This is a genomic window from Cellulomonas telluris (assembly GCF_004886325.1).
Lineage (GTDB): Bacteria > Actinomycetota > Actinomycetes > Actinomycetales > Cellulomonadaceae > Cellulomonas > Cellulomonas telluris.
On record NZ_QXFN01000001.1, the window covers coordinates 427,263 to 446,159 of the forward strand.

Here is an 18,897-nt window from a genome sequence, read left to right on the forward strand (position 1 = left end):
GCCGTTTCACTCGTCCGCGTCGGGGCCGCCGGTCCAGAACAGGATCCGGGTGCGGCCGATCGTCAGGGTGTTGCCGTCGAGCAGCGTCGCCGCCGGCACCTGGTGCCCCTCGACGTACAGGCCGTTGGTGGAGCCGAGGTCGCTCGCGACGACGCCGTCCGGCGTGACGCGGATCTCGAGGTGCCGCCGGGACACGCCCGGGTCGTCCACGATGATGTCCGCCTCGGAGCCCCGGCCGATGACGGTGACCGGCCCCGTGAGGATGTACCGCTGCCCGTCGATGTCGATGAGCGGGTGCCGCGGGCTGGGCGCCGCGCTCGTCGCGGGGGCGACGGCGCCGCGCACGGTCGCGCTGTGGACGGCGAACCGGCCCGCGTCCTGCTCCGTGTTCTCGCTGAAGGACACCGTGACCGGGCCGACGAACGCGTAGTGCTGGCCGGCGGCGTGGTCGGTCACGTTCGCGGCGAGCTCCTCCGCGAGGGCCTCCGCGCCCCACTGCTCGACCTGGTCGTAGTCGGGCGTGGACAGCTCGATCGTGAACTCGTTCGGCACGACGGTGCGGTCGCGACCCACCACGGCCGCGCGGTCGTCGAGCTCGCGCCGCAGCGCGTCGGCGAGCTCGATCGGCTTCACCTCGCTGCGGAAGGCGCGCGCGAACGCGTTGTTGACCACGCGCTCGACGCCGTTCTCGAACTTGTCGAGGAACCCCACGCCCACCTCCTCCCGCCGCTCGTCCGGGGCCGTCGGCCCCCAGCGTGCTCCGTGGCTCGTCGGGCGTGGCGCGCCGACGGTCCGTCCTGATCGTATCCGTGCCGTGCACCCCACGGGTCCGCCCGGGGTGGGGACACCCCGCACGTGTGGTGGGACGTGGGTCGTACCGGACCTGCCCGGACCTCGCCCTGACCGGCCGGTTCGGTGCCGGGCACACAGCGTGCTACTGTTCCGGACTGCGCGCGAGTGGCGGAACGGCAGACGCGCTGGCTTCAGGTGCCAGTGTCCGAAAGGGCGTGCGGGTTCAAATCCCGCCTCGCGCACGTCAGGACGAGAGCCGGTGACCTCAGGGTCACCGGCTCTCGTCGCATCCGACCACGTCCGCGGCGGACGGGATGGGGGCGCGAGCGCGATGGGCGGCAGCACGGACTGGGCCGGCGTGACCGTCATGGCGCTCGTCGCGCTGGGCGGCGTCGCCCTGGTCGTCACCGGCGTCCGGCTGCTGCGGTCCGCGCGCACGTCCGCCCGCGGGGGCTCGGTGCGCGCGGTGGTCGGCGTGCTGCTGGTCGTGGCCGGTGCCGTCGCGACGTTCTTCGGCGGGTTCCTCGCGCTGCTGGCGTACTCCCTCTCGTCCTGACGCGACGACGAGCGCGACGTCGGGTGGAGCGCCGTCGTCGACGACCGCACGTCGTACGCCGTGCGATCTCACCGTCGGGGCATGCCTGGCGCCCGCAACGGTGGGGGCAGGAAGCGGCGTAGATGTCTGCCTGAGATGGTCGATGTTTGCCTGACATGTCGGCCCGTACCCGTGCCTCCGTGGAGTAGTTGGCGGGTTCGTCGCGCGAGCGCGCGCAAGGAGCTACTGACAGCCCGCGTCGCCGGAGGCTCGCCGGTCTGGCGCGACCCGTGGCTCGTACGGGCTTCGACCACTTTTGTCCGGGGCCGTCCGTTACGGTCCGGTACCGACTGCCAGTCGAAGATACGGTGATCATCCCGTTCTGTCGTTCCGGTGCAGGGGGCCTGCGCGGATGTGGTGTGCGCGCCACGTCGCGCAGTCGCCGTGCCACGACCAGGAGGTCCGAGGTCCATGACGCACGTCATCACGTCCGCCGTCCCCCCGGGGGCAGCGGACGAGCTGGCAGCACGCCTCACGAAGGCGCTGCGCTCCGACGTGGCCGTCGTCGACTGGAAGGACGGCCCGACGCCGGGCGGTCTCCTGGTGCTCGCCCCGCACGAGCTGGCCGACGACGAGCGTCGGGCGGCGCTGGCTTCCGTCGACTACTCCTGGGTGCACGTGACCTCGGCCGGCGTGGACTTCGCCGGGCTCGCCGACGTCGGTCCGGGCACGCTCCTGACGCGGAGCTGGCGCTGCTACGCGGCGCCGCTCGCCGAGTACGCGATGCACGCGATCCTGACGCACGAGTCGGTGAGGACTCCCGTCGGCTTCTCGACCGCGAGGCGCTCGGGCGCGCCCGGCCGGGCCTGCACCTCGTCAACGTGTCGCGTGGCAAGCTCGTGGACACCGACGCGCTCCTCGAGCACTGCGACGCAGGCCGCCTGCACGCGACGCTCGACGTGACCTCGCCCGAGCCGCTGCCGGACGACCATCCTCTGAGGGTGGTGCCGACGGTCCGCCTCTCGCCGCACGTCGCCTGGCGCAGCCGTGAGAGCGCCTGGGCGTACGTCGACGACCTGGTCGCGGTGTGGCAGGCCCTCGCGCGGCACGAGCCGGTGCCTGGAGTCGTCTCGGGGCAGCTGGGCCGTGCCCGCGCGCTGACCACCGGCCGGGTGCTGGTCCCGACGTCAGGAGGCCATGGTGGGTGACGCGTCCGACGCGCGCCGGCGAGTGTTCGTCCTCCACTCGCGTCAGTTCCTCACGACGGACCCGGCGGAGGCGTTCCCGCCGGACCGGTTCGACGTCGTCGTGCTGACCGACGCCGACCCCGGCAGCGTCCTGCGGGAGGACGGCGGGAACCCGGACGTGCGGGTCGTGCGCGCGGACCGGGAGGAGTGGGAGGCGGTCGTGCGGTCCGCGCCCGGTGCGCAGGTCGTGAGCAACGACGAGTACTGCGTCGTCGAGTGCGCGCGCCTGCGGGCCGCGACGGGTCTGCCCGCGCGGCACCCCGCGGACCTCGAGGGGTACCGCGACAAGGTGCTGATGAAGCGTCGGCTCGCCGCCGCTGGCGTCGCGGTGCCGCGGCACCTGACCCTCGAGCCGGCCGTCACGTCGTCCGGCGCGGTCGCGGACCACGTGGTGGCGAGCGTCGGGCTGCCCGCCGTCGTGAAGCCCAGGGACGAGGCGAACTCGCGCGGCGTCGAGGTGCTGCACGACCGCCAGGCGCTGCTGGCGTGGCTGGCGCGGCACGACGGTGAGACGGGGTGGCAGGTCGACGAGTACGTGACCGGCGCCCTGGGCCACGTCAACGCGCTGGTGCGCCACGGCGACGTGCAGCCGGTCCAGGTGGGTGGCTACCTGGGGCCGCTGCTGGGGTTCGAGCACGGCCGAGTACTGGGCGGGTGGAGCGTGCCGCACGCATCCGCGCAGGCCGCGGCGGCGCACGAGCTGAACGAGCGCGTGGTCCGCGCACTGGGCGCGGACGGCGACTTCGTGGTCCACACGGAGTTCGCGACGACCCCCGACGGCAGGCTCGTGGTGCTGGAGACCGCCGCGCGCGCTCCGGGGGCGCTGGTCTCCGAGGTCGCCCGTGTGCACGCCGGTGTCCAGCTCGAGGTGGCGAACCTGCGTCTGCAGGCAGGTCTGCCCGTCCCCGAGCCGGACCGCACCGGAACCCGCCAGGGCGCGTGGCTGTGGCTGCCGGTGATGCCGGGTCAGCGTTGGGACGGCACGCCCGAGGTCGTCGACGTCCTGGGCAGCGAGGTCGACGTGCACGTGTTCCGCGTCGCGCGCGACGGCAACACCGGGACCACCGTGCGCCTCGGTGCCTCGGCCCTGCTCGCGAGCACCGGCGCGATCGCCGACGACGTGGCGGCACTCAGCCGTGCGCCGTGGTTCGCCGCGGTGGCCGAGACGAATGGCTTCGCAGACGAGCAGCCCCACGCCCCCCGACGTGACGAGGAGGACGACGGTGATGGTCGTGCGTGACCAGGACACCCAGATGGCGACGGCCGCGGCCGCGGGACGGAGCGCGTCCGACGGTCCGACCCGTACCGGCGCCGACTACCTCCGCGGCCTCGCAGGTCGCCGGGTCTTCTCGTCGGGCACACCCATCGAGGACGTCGCTGAGGACCCGCGGACGTGCGCCATGGCGCACCTGCTCGCGGAGATGCTGGACGAGGCCCTCGTACCCGGCCCCTTCGTCGGGTCGTCCGGGTTCCCGCTCGCGTACAGCATCGCGTCCTCGCCGGAGGACGTGCGGGCACGTGGGGCCGCCTTCGCCGCGACCGCACGTCGCAGCGGCGGGTTCATGGGCGGATCCCCGACTTCCTCGCCACCGTCCTCACTGCGTGGCGGGCGGCCTCCCCGCACTTCGGCAAGCACGCGGACGACCTCGTCCGGTACTGGGAGCGCGCCCGCACGCTCGACCTCGTGCTCACCCATGCGATCAGCGACCCGCCGGGAGACCGCCACCTGCCCGCCGAGCTCCGCGGTGCGCCGCGCACCCTGCGTGCCGTGGATCGGACGGCGGAAGGCCTGGTCGTGAGCGGCGCGAAGATGCTCGCCACGCTCGCGCCCTTCGCCGACGACCTGATCGTGTACCCGTTCCGGCCGCTCGGCCCGGCCGAGGCCGACCAGGCGCTCTGCTTCGCCGTGCCCGTCGCGACGCCGGGTCTCGTGCTGTACAGCCGCCCGTCGCTCGCGGTCGGCGCACCGCAGGTCCGGCCCGGCACGCGCGGTGCCCGCTCGTGCGGTCGGGCACGGCGTCCGCACACCGGGCACGTGTGAAGCGTTTCGTCGTCCACACAGGGCCTTGCGCGCCGGGAAAGCGGTCTCCTAGCGTCGAGAAACCGGTTACCCGGCGAGTCAGCCGCCGCTCCGGTGCAGTCCCCACTTCGACGACGAAGGTGAGACGACGACGATGACACGACCCACCGCCCTGCGATCACTCGCGGCCGGCGCCACTCTCGCGCTCGCGGCCGCGGCCGGCGTGACCGCGCTCGCGGCCCCCGCCGCCCATGCCGTCTCCGGCAGCGCCACGGGCTTCGCGTCCCAGAACGGCGGCACCACCGGCGGCGCCGGCGGGCAGACCGTCCGCGCCACCACCGGCACGGAGATCCACCAGGCCCTGTGCAGCCGCCCCAGCACGAGCACCCCGATCACGATCCAGGTCTCCGGGACCATCACCGTCGGCAACACCGCCAAGGTGTCGGGGACGGGCTGCAACACGGCCGCCGGCGTGATCGAGCTCAAGGGCATCAGCAACGTGACGATCGAGGGCGTCGGCAGCGGTGCGACGTTCGACCAGATCGGCATCCACATCCGCGACTCGAGCAACATCATCATCCAGAACGTCACGGTCAAGAACGTCAAGAAGTCGGGCTCCCCGACGTCCAACGGCGGCGACGCCATCGGCATGGAGAGCACGGTCCGCAACGTGTGGGTGGACCACGTGACGCTCGAGGCGTCGGGCGGGGAGTCGGAGGGCTTCGACGGCCTGTTCGACATGAAGAACGACGTCGAGTACGTGACGCTGTCCTACTCGATCCTGCGCAACTCCGGCCGCGGCGGGCTGATCGGCTCCAGCGAGAGCGACACGGGGAACAGCAACATCACGTTCCACCACAACCTGTACCAGAACATCGACTCCCGCACCCCGCTGCTGCGCGGCGGCGTCGCGCACATGTACAACAACCACTACCTGCAGCTCAACGAGTCGGGCATCAACTCGCGCGCCGGTGCGCGGGCGAAGGTGGAGAACAACTACTTCGAGGACTCCAAGGACGTCCTCGGCACCTTCTACACGTCCGAGCGCGGCGAGTGGCAGACGGCGGGCAACATCCTCGACAACGTCACGTGGTCCAGCCCGGGCGGCGACACGCGTCCGGCCGGCCCGAGCATGGCGTCCACGACCACCGTGAGCGTCCCCTACTCGTACCGCCTGGACGGGGCGAGCTGCGTCCCGGCGCTCGTCGCCGCCACCGCGGGCGCGAACAAGGGTCTGCGCGTGTCCGACGGCTCCTGCTCGCCGCAGACGCCCGCGCCGAACCCGACCACCCCGGGGCCCAACCCCACGACCCCGGGGCCCAACCCGACGACGCCCGCGCCGAACCCGACGACGCCCGCGCCGAACCCGACCTCGCCGTCGGGGACGAACCTCAGCCGCGGCGCGGGCGCCGACGGCTCGGGCAAGGCGAGCGGCACGAGCTACGGCAACGTGATCGACGGCAACCTCAGCACCTACTGGTCGCCCAGCGGCTCGACGGGTCGCGTCTCGGTCAAGTGGGACTCGGCGACGACCATCTCGACGGTCGTCGTGAAGCAGGCGTCCGGCGGCGGCAGCATCACGAGCTTCCGGGTCGTCAACAACGACACGGGTGCCGTGCTCGGCACGGGTAGCGGCAGCAACGCGACGGTCTCCTTCCCGGCCGTCTCGCTGAAGAAGGTCAACGTCGAGATCACCGGCGCGAGCGGCACGCCGCGCGTCGCCGAGGTCGAGACCTACCGCTGACCCGGCTGGTCGCCCTCACGCGACGCTGAACCCGGGGATCGTCAGGACCAGGGCCACCTCGTCCTGACGATCTCCGGGTTCGTCGCGTCCGGGGGTCAGTCGTCCGTGTCCGCGGGGATGAGGGACAGGGCGCCCGAGAGGGCGCCCAGGACGAGGGCCGCGCGGGTGTGCGCCAGCGGGCGGCCTGCCGCGGCCAGCCGCTCGCCGCGCCGGAAGACCCACCGCTCGAACGCGACGGTGCCCACGGCGGACACGGCGACCGTCGCTGCGGCGACGCCCGCGACCAGTGCGGGCCGCAGGTCGCGCGGGGGTGCCGGCGCGTCGTCGGACGTGCGGTTCTCGTCGACGGCGCGGGCGACCGGCTCGGTGGCGTCGAGGCCGGTGCCGTCAGGCACGGCGATGCCGTCGAGGCGCAACCCGTCGGTGGCGAGCTCCTGCCTCCCGGCGGCGACGGCGGCACGCATATCGGGGATGCTCGCGGCCAGCGTGACCGCCGCCAGACCGGCCTTCGCCCAGCCACGGGCGGTGCGGGAGCGGATGAGGTCAGGGGTGGCGTAGTAGGCGGTCGTGGCGACGCCGGTGACGAGCGCGGCGAGGACACGGGAGGCGGTCGGTCGGGTCGTCGTCATGGGGCCATCCTCGCGCCGGGTGGGCCGTCTCACACCCTCCTCGAGGACCAGACGGGACGTCCCGGGCTCATCCCGGCGTTCCACCTGTGTGACGACACCGCCGCTGTCCGTCCCGCCCGCCGCACCCTCCGCGCCCCCCTCCGCCCGCCGCACCCGGCCCCTCCTGGACGTCCGCCGCATCTACGTCGAGCCCGAGGCCGCGGCCCTGCCGCGCGGCCAGGAGGTGCTCGCGCGCTGGCCCGACGCGGAGCGGGTCGAGGTGGCGTCCCACTGGAACATCCCCGAGCTGCACGGCGACGAGGCCAACGTCGACCGGTGGGTGCGGATCAAGACCGAGGCGCTCGTGCTCGGCGTCAAGAAGTCGCTGGCCGCGCGGCCGAACGGCCGCTCGTCGGACTTCATCGCGCCCTCGACGGCCAACGGCTGCGCCATGGCGTGCTCGTACTGCTACGTGCCGCGGCGCAAGGGCTACAGCAACCCGATCACGGTGTTCGCGAACATCGAGCGCATCACCGGCTACCTGCGCCGGCACGTCGCCAGGCAGGGCGTGAAGGCCGAGCCGAACCAGTGCGACCCGCACGCGTGGGTGTACGACATCGGCGAGAACAGCGACTGCTCCGTCGACGCGACCGTCAGCGACAACGTCCGCGACCTCGTCGAGCTCTTCCGCGCCCTGCCGACCGCGAAGGCGTCCTTCGCGACCAAGCACGTCAACCGGGACCTGCTCGACTGGGACCCGCAGGGGCGCACACGCGTGCGGTTCTCGCTCATGCCCGAGCGCGTCTCGCGGCTGGTGGACGTGCGCACGGACAAGGTCGCGGACCGCATCGCCGCCATCGACGACTTCGTCGAGGCCGGGTACGAGGTGCACCTCAACCTCTCGCCCGTGATCGTCCACGACGGCTGGCTCGAGGACTGGGCCGAGCTGCTCGACCAGGTCGCCGACGGCGTGGGGCCGCGGGCACGGGCGCAGCTCGCCGCCGAGGTCATCATGCTGACCCACAACCAGGCCCTGCACGAGGTCAACCTCGGCTGGCACCCGAAGGCGGAGCAGGTGCTGTGGCGCCCCGACCTGCAGGAGCCGAAGCGCTCGCAGACCGGCGGGTGGAACGTCCGGTACCGCACGGGCGACAAGGGCCGGTACGTGCGCGCGCTGACGGACCTGGTCGCCGAGCGCCTCCCGGAGTGCCGCATCCGCTACGCGTTCTGACGCCCCCGGCCCCCCGCCCCCGCCCGACCGCCCCCACCCCACCGCCCCCGCCCGACCGCCCCCACCCCACCGCCCCTCACCCGACCGCCCCCGCCCCGCGAGTTCGCCAGTTCCGTCTCGAGTTCGCCAGGTCGACCTGCCGAACTCGGCACCGAGGTGGCGAACTCGGCGGAGGCACGGCCGGGCCGGGGTCGGGCCAGGGGCGGGGGCGGGCGAGGGGCGGTCGGCACGGCGGAGGGGTGGGTGCGCCCGCGCCCGCGGCGGGGCAGGGTGGGGGCGTGGAGGACTTCTGGTCGGAGGTCGCCGAGGAGTGGGCGCTGCTGTGGGCGCGGTCGCCCGACCCGGCGCGTGACGTCCTCCTCACGGAGTCGGGCGTGCGTCCCGGGACGCGCGTGCTCGACGTCGGCTGCGGCAGCGGAGAGCTCCTCGCCCGGGCCGCCGCGCTCGGGGCGAGCGTGGCGGGGGTCGACAGCGCGCCCGGCATGGTCGCGGTGGCGCGTCGCACGGCACCGGACGGCGACGTGCGCGTCGCGGACGCGCAGGCGCTGCCCTGGCCCGCGGCCGTCTTCGACGTCGTCCTGGCCGTCAACGCGCTCCACCTGGCCGACGACCCCGACGCGGCGCTCGCGGAGATGGTGCGGGTCACGCGCGCCGGCGGCCGCGTCGGGCTCGCGCAGTGGGCCGAGGCCGGGCGCAACGACCTGGAGGCCGTCGAGCGCGCCGTCGCGCTGGCGCACGGCGAGGACGACGTGGGGCGCGACGACCCGCACCTCGACACGCTCCTGCGCGAGGCCGGGCTCGCGGACGTCCGCGGCGGGGTCGTCGACGTGGTGTGGGAGGCACCGGACGACGCGACCCTCGTGCGCGCCGCGCTGCTGGGCGAGGACGCCGAGGGCCGGGCGGCGACCGCCGGGGTCGTGCTGGCCGCCGCCGCGCCCTACCGGACGGACGGCGGTGGCTACCGGTTCGTCGACGCCGTGCGCTGGGTGGTCGGGGCAGTGCCGGCGCGGTGAGGGACGCCGCGCCCGCTCAGACCGTCTCGGGTCGCTTCTTGCGCGCGAACCGGGCCGGCAGGTCGGGACCGTCCCACACCTGGATCGCGCGCCAGATCGCGGCGGCGATCGGCACGGCCAGCACGGCGCCCGTGATGCCGACGAGCACGGTGCCCGCCGTCAGCGCGAACAGGATGACCAGCGGGTGCAGGCGCAGCGCGCGGCCCATGACGATCGGCTGCAGGAAGTCGCCCTCGACCTGGTTCACCACGACGACGATCGCGACGACGATCAGCGCCTCGACCGGCCCGACCGCCACGAGCGTGACCAGCGCGGCGAGGATGCCGGCGAGGGTGGCGCCGACCAGCGGGATGAACGCGAGCAGGAAGACGAGCACGGACAGCGGGATCACCAGCGGCACGCCGACGACCGCCAGGCCGATGCCGATGAAGACCGCGTCGACGAGCGCGACGATCGCGGTGCCGCGCACGTAGCCGCCGAGCGTGCTGATGGTCGCGTGGCCGACGCGGCGGCCGCGCTCGTAGCGGTGGCCCTCGAACGGGCGCAGCAGGAACTCCCACATCGCCGGGCCGTCCTTCAGGAAGAAGAACAGCACGACGATCATGATGAAGAAGCCGGCGACGAAGTCGGCGGTCTGGGAGACGCCGGCGATCGCGCCGGAGCCCACGGCGTCGGACTGCAGCAGGCCGGTGGCGGACTCGCGGACGGACTGGATCTGCTCGTCGGTGATGTCGAACGGCAGCCCCTGGATGTAGGCCTGCAGCTCGTCGAAGCCCTCGAGGGCCTGGTCGCGCAGCTCGCCCCACTGGTTCGCGACCGCGCGCACGACGAGCCACAGGATCACGCCCAGCAGCGCGACGAGGGCGAGCAGCGCGATCCACGTGGCCAGCAGCGACGGCACGCCGCGGCGGCGCAGGAGCGACACGAGCGGCGAGATCGCCGCGGCGAGGACCAGCGCGATGAGCACCGGGATCACGACGAGCGTCAGCCGCGTGACGACGAACCCGAACACCGCCACGAGCGCCACGACGGCGAGCACCTGCAGCGAGCGCGTGCCGACGCGGCCGAACCCGTCGGACCACAGGCCGGCGGTGCGCCGCTGCTCGGGTGCGTGCTCGTCCGACGGCGGTGCCGTCGGCACGGTGCGCGTCTCGACGCGCGTGACCTCGACGCCCGGCCGGGCGGGGGGTGGTGTGCGGCGGCCGAAGAGACCCATCGCCTGTCCTCCTGGTGCTCGCGGCGGTTGCCGGACGGTGCCGACGCTATTGCCGACCGGTCCTCCCCGCGCGGCGACGGTGTGCGGGGGTCAGTACCGCCAGCGCCCCATGTCCTGCTGGTACGTGCGGTGGACGGTGGGGGAGAGGAGGGTCGAGGGCGGCAGGTCGCGCGGTGGCGCGTCCGCGGGCAGCCGTGCGGTGGCGCGCAGGGACGCCTCGTCGTGGAACCGCAGGCCGTCGGGCAGCGGCGTCGCGGCGAACGCCTGCGACCCGTCGCCGGGCAGGGAGAGCGCGAAGCCCCACTCGCCGAACGACGGCACGTTGACGCCCAGCGGCAGCACCGTCCGGCCGGGCGCCCCGTCGCGCATCGTCGACACCACCTGCCAGAACGCGTTCGGGGTGAAGTACGTCGAGGTGGCCTGGGTCGCCATGACGCCGCCCGGGCGCAGGTGCGCGGCCGTCATCGCGTAGAACGGCGACGAGTAGAGCTTCGCGATGCGCTCGTTCGACGGGTCGACGAGGTCGACCAGCACCGCGTCGAACGTCCGGTCGGTACCGCGCAGCCACGCGAACGCGTCGGCGTTGACGACCTCGACGCGCGGGTCGTCGAACGCGTGGCCGTTGAGGTCGCTGACCAGCCGGTCGTGCCGGCCCAGGTCGGTCATCGCGGGGTCGAGGTCGACGACGACGACCTCGCGCACCGTCGGGTACCGCAGCACCTCGCGGACCAGCAGCCCGTCACCGCCGCCGAGCACCGCCACGGCGGACGGGGCGGCGACCGAGGTCAGCGCCGCGTGCGCGAGGGTCTCGTGGTACCGCGCCTCGTCGACGGACGAGAACTGGAGCTGGTCGTCCAGGTACAGGCGCGTGTCGCCCTGGTACGACGTCACGACGAGCTTCTGGTAGGCGCTCTGCTCGTAGTGCAGCACCGGGTCGACGTACAGGCGGGTGCTGACCGCGTCCTCGAGCGCGGTGGCCGTGACGAGACCGGCGACGAGCAGCACCGAGACGGCCGCCGTCGGCCAGGTCAGCCGCACCGGCCAGCCCATCCGCCCGAGCATGAACAGCGCGACCAGCACGTTGAGCAGCGCGACGGCGAACGCCGTGCGGACCAGCCCGAGCGTCGGCAGCAGCAGGAACGGGAACAGCAGCGACGCCGCCAGCGCGCCGAGGTAGTCCAGCGCGAGGACCTTCGACAGCAGCGCGACCGACTCGTCCCGCCCGTGCTCCTTGAGCAGCGCGACGAGCAGCGGGATCTCGACGCCGATGCCCACGCCGATCGCGAGCGAGAGCAGCGTGAACACCACCCACGCCAGGTCGGTGACCGCGTAGGCCCAGAACAGCAGCAGCACCGACGACCCGCCGAGGACGCCGAGCAGCAGCTCGTTGCGGACGAACGCGCGCCCCGGCGACCGGGCCAGGCGCACGGCGAGCAGGGAGCCGACGCCCATCCCGAACATGGTCACGCCCGTGGCGACCGAGAAGGCCACCACGGAGTCGCCGAACAGCGCGGAGGCGGCCGTCCCGAGGATCAGCTCGTAGACGATGCCGCCGACCGCGACGAGCAGCGCCGCCGCGAACACGGTGGGCCGGTCGCCGCGCCGGGCGCCGCGGGGCGCGGCCGGGACGGCGTCGAGGACGACCGTGCCGGCGCCGCCGGCGGGGGTGCTGCCGTCGTCCACGGTCAGGAGGTGATCGTCCCCGCGACGATCACGCCGATGGCGATGGCGAGGCCCGCGATGACGACGCCGAACGCCACGTTGTGCTCGTCGACGAGCTCGCGGTGCAGGTCGAGCCGGAACAGCTTGTTGACGACGACGACGGTGACCAGCAGCAGCACGATGCCGATCACCGCGTAGACGATCGTGGACAGCAGCTCGTCGAGGGCCATGGTTCCTCCGGTGGGGTCGCGGTTACTTGCCGAGACCGCCGACCCCGGTGACCGGGCGGCGGTAGCAGATCTGGTTCTCGTCCTCGGAGACGACGGTGCTGCCGCTGGGCGGCGCGGTCGCCAGCGTCCGCGGCGTGCAGTCGGTGCGGTGACCCGGGGAGCAGGAGTGCGCGAACGAGAAGGTGACGAGCGCGAGCACGACGAGCGGACCCACCCAGCAGCCCCACCGGCGCGGTGCGACGACCTTGCCGAAGTGCTCCTTCTGCGCCTGCGCGTCGAGGACGGTGCCGCGGTACACGTCGAGCACCCGCTCGTCGAACTTCTCGACCGACAGCACCAGGCCCGGCCCGTGCAGCTCGGCGTAGGCGACCTTCTGGCCCTTCTGCAGGTCGTACGTGAACGACCCCTCCAGGCTGCGGACCGTCCCGGCGCCGACCTCGCCCACGCGCAGCCGCTGGGGCGTGCCGTCGACGGTGACCGTGACCTCCTGCCCCGTGCGCAGGGTCTCCGGGTCGAGGGTCTCCGGGACGCGCTCGGGCCAGTACAGCGTGACCTTGTGGGTGTCGTGGTCGTACTCCACCCAGTAGTCGAGGTTCTGGTAGCCGAGGAGCTCCCACTCCTCCCAGTGGTACCAGCGCCCGTCGGACGCGTCCTTCTCGGCGTAGACGACCACGCCGTGCGGCATCGACCGCCACGGCGGCTTCCCGACGAGCGCGTGGCCGAGCTTCATGCGTGCCTGGTGACGTGCCACGGCGTGCCCCTCAGACCAGCGCGCGCACGTCGACCGACGCCGCCCCCAGCACGTCGGCGAGGTCGGCGCGCGTGGCGTCGGCGAAGTCGTCGCCGTCGGGCCGCCGGCAGGTGGTGAGCGTGACGTAGGCCGTGCCGCGCTCGGGCCAGGTGTGCACGGCGACGTGCGACTCGGCCAGGATCACGGCCACGCTCAGGCCCTGCGGGCTGAAGCGGTGCGCGGCCTCCGCGCCGACCGGCGTCAGGCCGGCGCGCGTGACCACCGCGTCGAGGCACCGGCGGACCGTGCCCTCGTCGTCGAGGCGTGCGGCGTCGGCGCCCGCGACGTCGAAGACGTACACGAGGTTGCGGTCCACGGGCGTGCGGCCTCCGGGCGGGGGGTGGGGGGAGCGCGGTGAGCCTAGTGGAGGCGCGGGGCCCGCCCGGGACCTGCACCCGTTCGCCGACGTGCGCCGTCCCCGCCGTTCCCCCGCCCGGTCACGGCAGGACGTCCCATGACTGGAGTGCGAGCCCGCGAGAACAACCATACGTTCGAGTGACGCGCACGCGCCGGAGATATGTCAGGGTTGCTTACTAATCGCCCGACGGTGCGCGTCGGAGAGGCCGCGTACCGGGGGCGTCCGGGTGCGCAGCGCCGCGTACCCGCACCCGCGCGCAGCACCGTGCGCGGGCCCACCGGGGGGCGAAGGGAAGACATCGATGCGTCAGCTACGGACGTGGCTCACCGCGCTGGTCGTGGGAGCACTCTGCGTCATGGGGGCGGCCGCGCCGGCGGCCGCCGTGGGGCCGGACCGGCTCCCGATCACGATCGGCAACCAGTCGGGGCGGGGCGAGCAGGTGTTCGTCCACGTGCTCGGCACCGACCTGGCGACCGGCCGGCTCGGCTGGGTCGACGCCGGCGGCACGTTCCGGCCGTGGCCGGCGGGCTCGAACCCGCCGTCGCCGGCACCGGACAGCGCCATCGCCGGCCCCGCGAACGGCGGCTCTGTGACCGTGCAGGTGCCGCGCGGGTTCTCGGGCCGCATCTACTTCTCGTTCGGGCAGAGGCTGCCGTTCTCGCTCACGCCCGGCGGGCTCGTGCAGCCCGCGCCGTGGGCCGCCGGCGACCCGACGCGGGACATCCTGTTCGACTGGAGCGAGCTCACCTACAACGACGCGGGCCTGTGGCTGAACAGCTCGCAGGTCGACATGTTCGCCGTGCCGCACTCGGTGAGCGTCACGGGTGCCTCGGGCCAGACCCGCACGACGGGCCGCCTCGTCGCAGGCGGCCGGCAGCAGGTCATCGACGCGCTGCGCGCCGACCCCGCGTGGGCCCGCAGCGTCGTCACGCGCGCCGACGGCACGGTCCTGCGCGTCCTCGCGCCCGGCAAGGCGGCGAGCGCCGGCCTGCTGAGCAGCACGTACCTCGACGGGTACATCTCGTCGGCGTGGAACGCGTACACGACCCGCACGCTCACGGTGCAGCCGTTCGGGGACCGGCCCGAGGTCCGCTACACCGGCCGCACGTCGGGCACCACCCTGCGGTTCACCGACGCCTCGGGCCGGGAGGTCGCGGCGTTCCAGCGACCGTCGTCCTCGGACGTCTGGGGCTGCGACGGCGCCCTGCACGCCCCGAACGACCAGGTCGTGGGGCCGATCGCGCGCACGCTGTGCGCCGCGCTGTTCCGCGGCACCCTGGGCAGCAGCACCACGGAGCCCGTGCTCGACGCGGCGCAGTTCTACCGGAGCAGCCCCCCGAACCTGTACGGGCGGGCCGTGCACGCGGCGATGGTCGACGGGCGTGCGTACGCGTTCGCGTTCGACGACGTCGGCGCGTTCGAGTCCCTGGTGCACGACGGCGACCCGCGCAGCGCCCGTGTCGACCTCACGCCGTTCACGGGCGGCACCGGCACGCCGGGCGGCGGCACCGGGGGCGCCGGACGGGCGCTCGCCAGCCAGTGGAACGGCAAGTGCCTCGACGTCCCCGGGGGCACGTTCACCGCGGGCGCCCGCGTGCAGATGTGGACGTGCAACGGCACCGCGGCGCAGCGATGGGTCGCCACGGGCGGCGCGCTGCGCGTCGGGCCGGACCAGTGCCTGGACGTGGTGTGGGGCGGCACCGCCAACGGCACACCGGTGCAGATCGCCACGTGCAGCGGCAACCCGGCCCAGCAGTGGGTGCTCAGCGGGGCCGGCGACCTGGTGAACCCGGCCTCGAACCGCTGCCTCGACATCGCCGACTGGGGTGCGGGGGACGGAGCACGGCTGCAGATCTGGGACTGCGCCGGGTCCGCCAACCAGAGGTGGGCGTGGCGCTGACCCGGGCGTGACGGCGCCGCGGGCGGCCTGCCCGCGGCGCCCTCGCACGACCGTGCGGCCCGCCGGGGGGGTGGACGGGCCGCACGGTGCTGCCGGCAACGGAGGGGGAAGTACGCCGGCATGAGCTGCCCGGCGCCGGGCGGGGGACCGCGTCTCGACCCCCGCCCGGTCCGGACGTCGCTGCGTCAGGCCTCGGTCGTGCGACCGCGGCGGCGCAGGATCATCAGGACGGCACCCGCGGCCACGGCGGCGACGGCGGCGAGGAGTCCGACGAGGACCGACGTGCCGGTGGCGGCGAGCACCTGCCCGCGGTTGCTGCCGGAGGCGTCGTCGTCGTCCGCGGCGGACAGCACCTCGGCCCGCTCCGTCACCGACGGCGTGGGCGCCGGCGTGACCGGCGCCGCGACCGGCGTCGGCGTCGTGGTGACGACCGGAGCCGGCGCGGGCTCCTCCTCGACGTCCTGCGTGGGCGCCGGGGTCGGCGTCGGCGTCACGACGGGCTCCGGCTCCTCCTCGACGTCGTCGGTCGGCGTCGGGGTGGGCGTCGGCACGGGGGTCGGGACCACCGGCGGCACCTCCACGTCGGGCGCGCAGAGCTCGTCGAGGTCGACCAGCTCGGCGACGTCGTAGTGGCCGTAGAACGCCAGGGTGTGCGGGGTGTTGAAGCCGCCGTCGTGCGGGGGCGTGATGACCGTCGGCATGAGCGACGCCACGTCCAGCCCGCGGTCCGCGACGAAGTCCCCGATCAGGTCGACCTGCAGGCCGTACGCCTCGGGAGCCTCGCAGACGGCCGCCGTGTCCGTGGCGTCGAGCTCGAGCGGGATGACGTCGTAGTCGCGGGGCAGGTGGTGCGACGCGCCGTGCCGCTGGCGGTCGTCCGCGGTGGGCCACGCCCACGTCAGGTGCAGGGCCACCCGGTGCTGCTGCTTGCTGTTGGACCAGTTCGCCGACTGGCGCGGGTCCTTCTTCTCGTAGAGGAAGTAGCCGGTCGCCTTGTCGCAGGTGTAGGCGTGCCACGGGATGACCTCGCCGGCCCGGGACCCGCCGCACAGCTCGGGGCGGGGCGTCGGCTGACCCTTGCCCGGCTTGCCGTGGTCACCCTTCCCGGGCTTGCCGTGGTCGCCCTTGCCGGGCCAGCCGTGCCAGGTGCTGGTACCCCAGCGGTGGTCGCCGTCGCCCGTGGCCGACGCGGCCGTGGCGGGGGCGAGGAGCAGGGCGCTCGCGGTGAGCAGGACGAGGGGGAGGTGATGACGCTTCACGAGGGGGTGACTCCAGCGACCGTGGGACGGGGGACGGAGGCCGAGGTCGCACGGTCACGCCGTCGGCCGGTCCGGACAATACGGTGGAATCGGACAACTGTGCAGGACGCGTGCACAACTCACCCGAAAGGGGCATCGCGGCTCCGCCGTCCGGCGGCGGTGCAGGCGCGCGAGCGCCTGACCAGCGGACGCGCGGGCAGCCGGGCCGGCCCCGCCCCACGCGGCCCTCGGCGCGCGTGCACGCCGTGGGCGAAATCCTGTTGGCAGCCGTCCCGGGCAGGCGTACGGTCGCTGGCACACGGGAAGGAGGTGGTCCGAGACATGAAGTCTTCTTGGACGCGTGAGGTGGCTGCCCGCTAGTCGCCCGAGGCATCGGACGGACTCCGAGGTCCGCCCGCGCCGTGTCAGGGTCCCCTGACCGGCGGCGAGCGAATCCCCGGCAGTCACCGCAGCCCGTGGGTGCCGCGACATCGTCCATCGCGGCAGGGCCCCGTCAGGGGTCCGACCCACGGGCTGTTCCCTGCCCGCGCACGGTCGCGAGGTCACCGTGGGCGGCGGGTGAGAGGGTGGGACGGTGCCCCTCAAGACGCCCGCCCAGATCGAGGAGATGCGGCCCGCGGGCCGCTTCGTCGCCCACGTCCTGACCTCGCTGCGCGAGCACGCGCGCGTCGGCATGACGACGCAGGACCTGGACGCGCACGCCCACCGCCTCATCGACGAGGCCGGGGCGCGGTCCGTCTACCTGGGCTACCACCCGAGCTTCGGCGCGATGCCGTACCCCGGCGTGCTGTGCACGTCGGTCAACGACCACGCGCTGCACGGGCTGCCGTCGGACCGCGTGCTCGAGGACGGCGACGTGCTGAGCATCGACTTCGCCGCCGAGCTGCAGGGCTGGGTGTGCGACTCCGCCCTGACGTTCCAGCTCGGCACGCCGACCCCCGACGCGCAGCGGCTCATCGCCACCACCGAGCAGGCGCTGGACGCGGGCATCGCGGCGGCACGCGTCGGCGGGCGCATGGGGGACGTGTCCGCGGCCATCGGCCGCATCGGGCGCGACGCGGGCTACGGCATCAACGGCGACTTCGGCGGCCACGGCGTCGGGCGCACGATGCACGAGGACCCGCACGTGCCGAACCTGGGCCGGCGCGGCACGGGGGACCGGCTCAGGGCGGGGCTGGTCGTCGCGATCGAGCCGTGGTTCATGGCCGGCGGCGACGGCTACGTCGTCGACGACGACGGCTGGACCATCCGGACGGCCGACGGCTCGCTCGCCGCGCACGCCGAGCACACGGTGGCGCTGACGCAGGAGGGCCCGGTCGTCCTCACGGCACGGGACTGAGACCACCGGGGCGGTCGCGGGACCGGTTCGGTGTCCGACCGCGGGAGGACCGGGGCTCCGGCCGCCGGCGGACGCAGCCGCCCCGGCAGGACCGCGACGATGCGGGGGTGACGGACCAGCCCGCCCCCGCCCTGCACCGCGCCGCACGCGTGGCGTTCGTGCTCTACCTGCTCGTGCTCGCGGCCGCGGCGTTCCTGCCCCTGCCGTCGCAGACCCTCGCGCACGGCACGGGCGCCGCGTACGACCTGCACCTGCGCCGGCCCGACCTGCTCGGCGGGTGGGAGGCGCAGCGCAACGTCCTCATGACCGTGCCGTTCGGCGTGCTGCTGCCGCTGGTCGTGCGGTGGCGGTACGAGCTGCTGGTGCTCGCGTGCGTCGGCGTGACCGTCCTGATCGAGTCGGTCCAGCTGCTCGTCTCCCTGGCGGTCGGGTGGCCGTGGCGGTCGTTCGACGTGAACGACCTGCTGCTGAACACGGTCGGCGGTCTGCTGGGGCTCGCGCTGGCGGGCGCGGCGCTCGCCGTGGTGCGGCGACCGGCGCTGCCGGCCGGCCGACGGCTGGTCCCGGGTGCGCTCGCGGTCGGCCTGGTCGGCTGGGCGGCCGTGTCGACCGTGACGGCAACGCCCGCCGTCCCGCTCCCGGAGGCGTGCGCGCAGGGGCCGGCGGGTGCGGTCACCGCGCTCAGCGAGGGCGAGGTGTTCGCGGGGGACGACGGGTCGTTGTGCTTCGTGCTCGCGAGCGGGACGGCAGACGTGCCGGCCAATTCACCGGCCGGGCCGGTCGTGCTGGTGGACGACTCCACCGGGACGTGGGAGGTGGGCACCGCACCGGCCGGTGCCCGGGACGTGCGCGACGGCCGCGGGGCGCCTGTGGAGCTGCTCGAGGTCGAGGGCTCCCCGCTGCGCGTGTGGGAGTCGCGCTGGTAGACGCCGGCGGTCTGCCGCCGGAGCGAC

Annotated in this window: 19 protein-coding genes and 1 tRNA gene; 12 read left to right on the top strand and 8 right to left on the bottom strand. The window is 74.1% G+C overall.

All coding sequences use genetic code 11. The features are described 5' to 3' along the window. Positions 1–6: 6 nt before the first annotated feature. Entirely contained in the window at positions 7–711 is a 705-nt protein-coding gene (locus FB586_RS19195) for an FHA domain-containing protein (RefSeq protein ID WP_168800414.1), read from the bottom strand. Between the two features lie 240 nt (positions 712–951). On the opposite strand from FB586_RS19195, the gene FB586_RS02080 reads away from it, so the two are divergent. The 7 genes from FB586_RS02080 (at position 952) to FB586_RS02105 (ending at position 6,338) form a co-directional block, all read left to right on the top strand. Then, positions 952–1,034: transfer RNA gene (locus FB586_RS02080), tRNA-Leu, on the top strand. Positions 1,035–1,123: 89 nt separating this feature from the next. Continuing rightward, positions 1,124–1,348, top strand: coding sequence for a hypothetical protein (locus tag FB586_RS02085; protein WP_136517659.1), 225 nt, complete (start codon positions 1,124–1,126; stop codon positions 1,346–1,348). 450 nt (positions 1,349–1,798) lie between these two features. After that, positions 1,799–2,290, top strand: coding sequence for a Rossmann-fold NAD(P)-binding domain-containing protein (locus tag FB586_RS19895; protein WP_246036514.1), 492 nt, complete (start codon positions 1,799–1,801; stop codon positions 2,288–2,290). Then, positions 2,194–2,535: an NAD(P)-dependent oxidoreductase gene (locus tag FB586_RS19900; RefSeq protein WP_246036479.1), complete on the top strand. Its 342-nt coding sequence runs from the start codon at positions 2,194–2,196 to the stop codon at positions 2,533–2,535. The genes FB586_RS19895 and FB586_RS19900 overlap by 97 nt, the downstream gene beginning before the upstream one ends. Continuing rightward, positions 2,528–3,814: an ATP-grasp domain-containing protein gene (locus FB586_RS02095; RefSeq protein WP_136517661.1), complete on the top strand. Its 1,287-nt coding sequence runs from the start codon at positions 2,528–2,530 to the stop codon at positions 3,812–3,814. Before FB586_RS19900 ends, FB586_RS02095 begins: the two co-directional genes overlap by 8 nt. A 153-nt stretch (positions 3,815–3,967) precedes the next feature. Next, on the top strand, positions 3,968–4,615 hold the full coding sequence (locus tag FB586_RS02100; RefSeq protein ID WP_136517662.1) for a 4-hydroxyphenylacetate 3-hydroxylase N-terminal domain-containing protein: 648 nt from the start codon (positions 3,968–3,970) through the stop codon (positions 4,613–4,615). Positions 4,616–4,748: 133 nt separating this feature from the next. Then, a complete protein-coding gene (locus FB586_RS02105; protein WP_136517663.1) occupies positions 4,749–6,338 on the top strand; it encodes a pectate lyase family protein in 1,590 nt (529 codons plus the stop codon). 95 nt (positions 6,339–6,433) lie between these two features. Here the strand turns inward: FB586_RS02105 and FB586_RS02110 are convergent, their stop codons facing one another. Beyond that, positions 6,434–6,967, bottom strand: coding sequence for a hypothetical protein (locus tag FB586_RS02110; RefSeq protein WP_136517664.1), 534 nt, complete (start codon positions 6,965–6,967; stop codon positions 6,434–6,436). A 103-nt stretch (positions 6,968–7,070) separates the two neighbouring features. On the opposite strand from FB586_RS02110, the gene FB586_RS02115 reads away from it, so the two are divergent. Further along, positions 7,071–8,177 (top strand): spore photoproduct lyase family protein, encoded by a 1,107-nt coding sequence (locus FB586_RS02115; RefSeq protein WP_306419147.1) that lies wholly within the window; start codon positions 7,071–7,073, stop codon positions 8,175–8,177. Between the two features lie 278 nt (positions 8,178–8,455). Next, entirely contained in the window at positions 8,456–9,190 is a 735-nt protein-coding gene (locus tag FB586_RS02120) for a class I SAM-dependent methyltransferase (RefSeq protein ID WP_246036345.1), read from the top strand. 16 nt (positions 9,191–9,206) lie between these two features. Here FB586_RS02120 and FB586_RS02125 read toward each other — a convergent pair whose 3' ends face one another. The 5 genes from FB586_RS02125 to FB586_RS02145 all read right to left on the bottom strand — a co-directional run bounded on the left by FB586_RS02125 (position 9,207) and on the right by FB586_RS02145 (position 13,404). Then, the gene (locus FB586_RS02125) at positions 9,207–10,406 is read right to left on the bottom strand and encodes an AI-2E family transporter (protein ID WP_136517667.1); all 1,200 of its coding nucleotides are present in this window, start codon (positions 10,404–10,406) and stop codon (positions 9,207–9,209) included. A gap of 90 nt (positions 10,407–10,496) precedes the next feature. Next, positions 10,497–12,089 (bottom strand): polyamine aminopropyltransferase, encoded by a 1,593-nt coding sequence (locus tag FB586_RS02130; RefSeq protein ID WP_136517668.1) that lies wholly within the window; start codon positions 12,087–12,089, stop codon positions 10,497–10,499. Positions 12,090–12,091: 2 nt separating this feature from the next. Next, positions 12,092–12,298: a DUF350 domain-containing protein gene (locus FB586_RS02135; protein WP_136517669.1), complete on the bottom strand. Its 207-nt coding sequence runs from the start codon at positions 12,296–12,298 to the stop codon at positions 12,092–12,094. A gap of 22 nt (positions 12,299–12,320) precedes the next feature. Beyond that, complete coding sequence (locus tag FB586_RS02140; protein ID WP_136517670.1) at positions 12,321–13,049, bottom strand: DUF4178 domain-containing protein; 729 nt, start codon at positions 13,047–13,049, stop codon at positions 12,321–12,323. 10 nt (positions 13,050–13,059) lie between these two features. Continuing rightward, entirely contained in the window at positions 13,060–13,404 is a 345-nt protein-coding gene (locus FB586_RS02145) for an S-adenosylmethionine decarboxylase family protein (RefSeq protein WP_168800415.1), read from the bottom strand. Between the two features lie 343 nt (positions 13,405–13,747). Between FB586_RS02145 and FB586_RS02150 the strand changes: the two genes are divergently transcribed. Then, complete coding sequence (locus tag FB586_RS02150) at positions 13,748–15,346, top strand: glycoside hydrolase family 64 protein (protein WP_136517672.1); 1,599 nt, start codon at positions 13,748–13,750, stop codon at positions 15,344–15,346. 185 nt (positions 15,347–15,531) lie between these two features. Here FB586_RS02150 and FB586_RS02155 read toward each other — a convergent pair whose 3' ends face one another. Next, complete coding sequence (locus tag FB586_RS02155) at positions 15,532–16,605, bottom strand: hypothetical protein (protein WP_136517673.1); 1,074 nt, start codon at positions 16,603–16,605, stop codon at positions 15,532–15,534. Between the two features lie 574 nt (positions 16,606–17,179). Here FB586_RS02155 and map point away from each other — a divergent pair. Together map and FB586_RS02165 are read left to right on the top strand one after the other, a co-directional pair. After that, positions 17,180–17,944: a type I methionyl aminopeptidase gene (gene map / locus FB586_RS02160; protein ID WP_136517674.1), complete on the top strand. Its 765-nt coding sequence runs from the start codon at positions 17,180–17,182 to the stop codon at positions 17,942–17,944. 107 nt (positions 17,945–18,051) lie between these two features. Continuing rightward, the gene (locus FB586_RS02165; RefSeq protein ID WP_168800416.1) at positions 18,052–18,870 is read left to right on the top strand and encodes a VanZ family protein; all 819 of its coding nucleotides are present in this window, start codon (positions 18,052–18,054) and stop codon (positions 18,868–18,870) included. Positions 18,871–18,897: the final 27 nt, after the last annotated feature.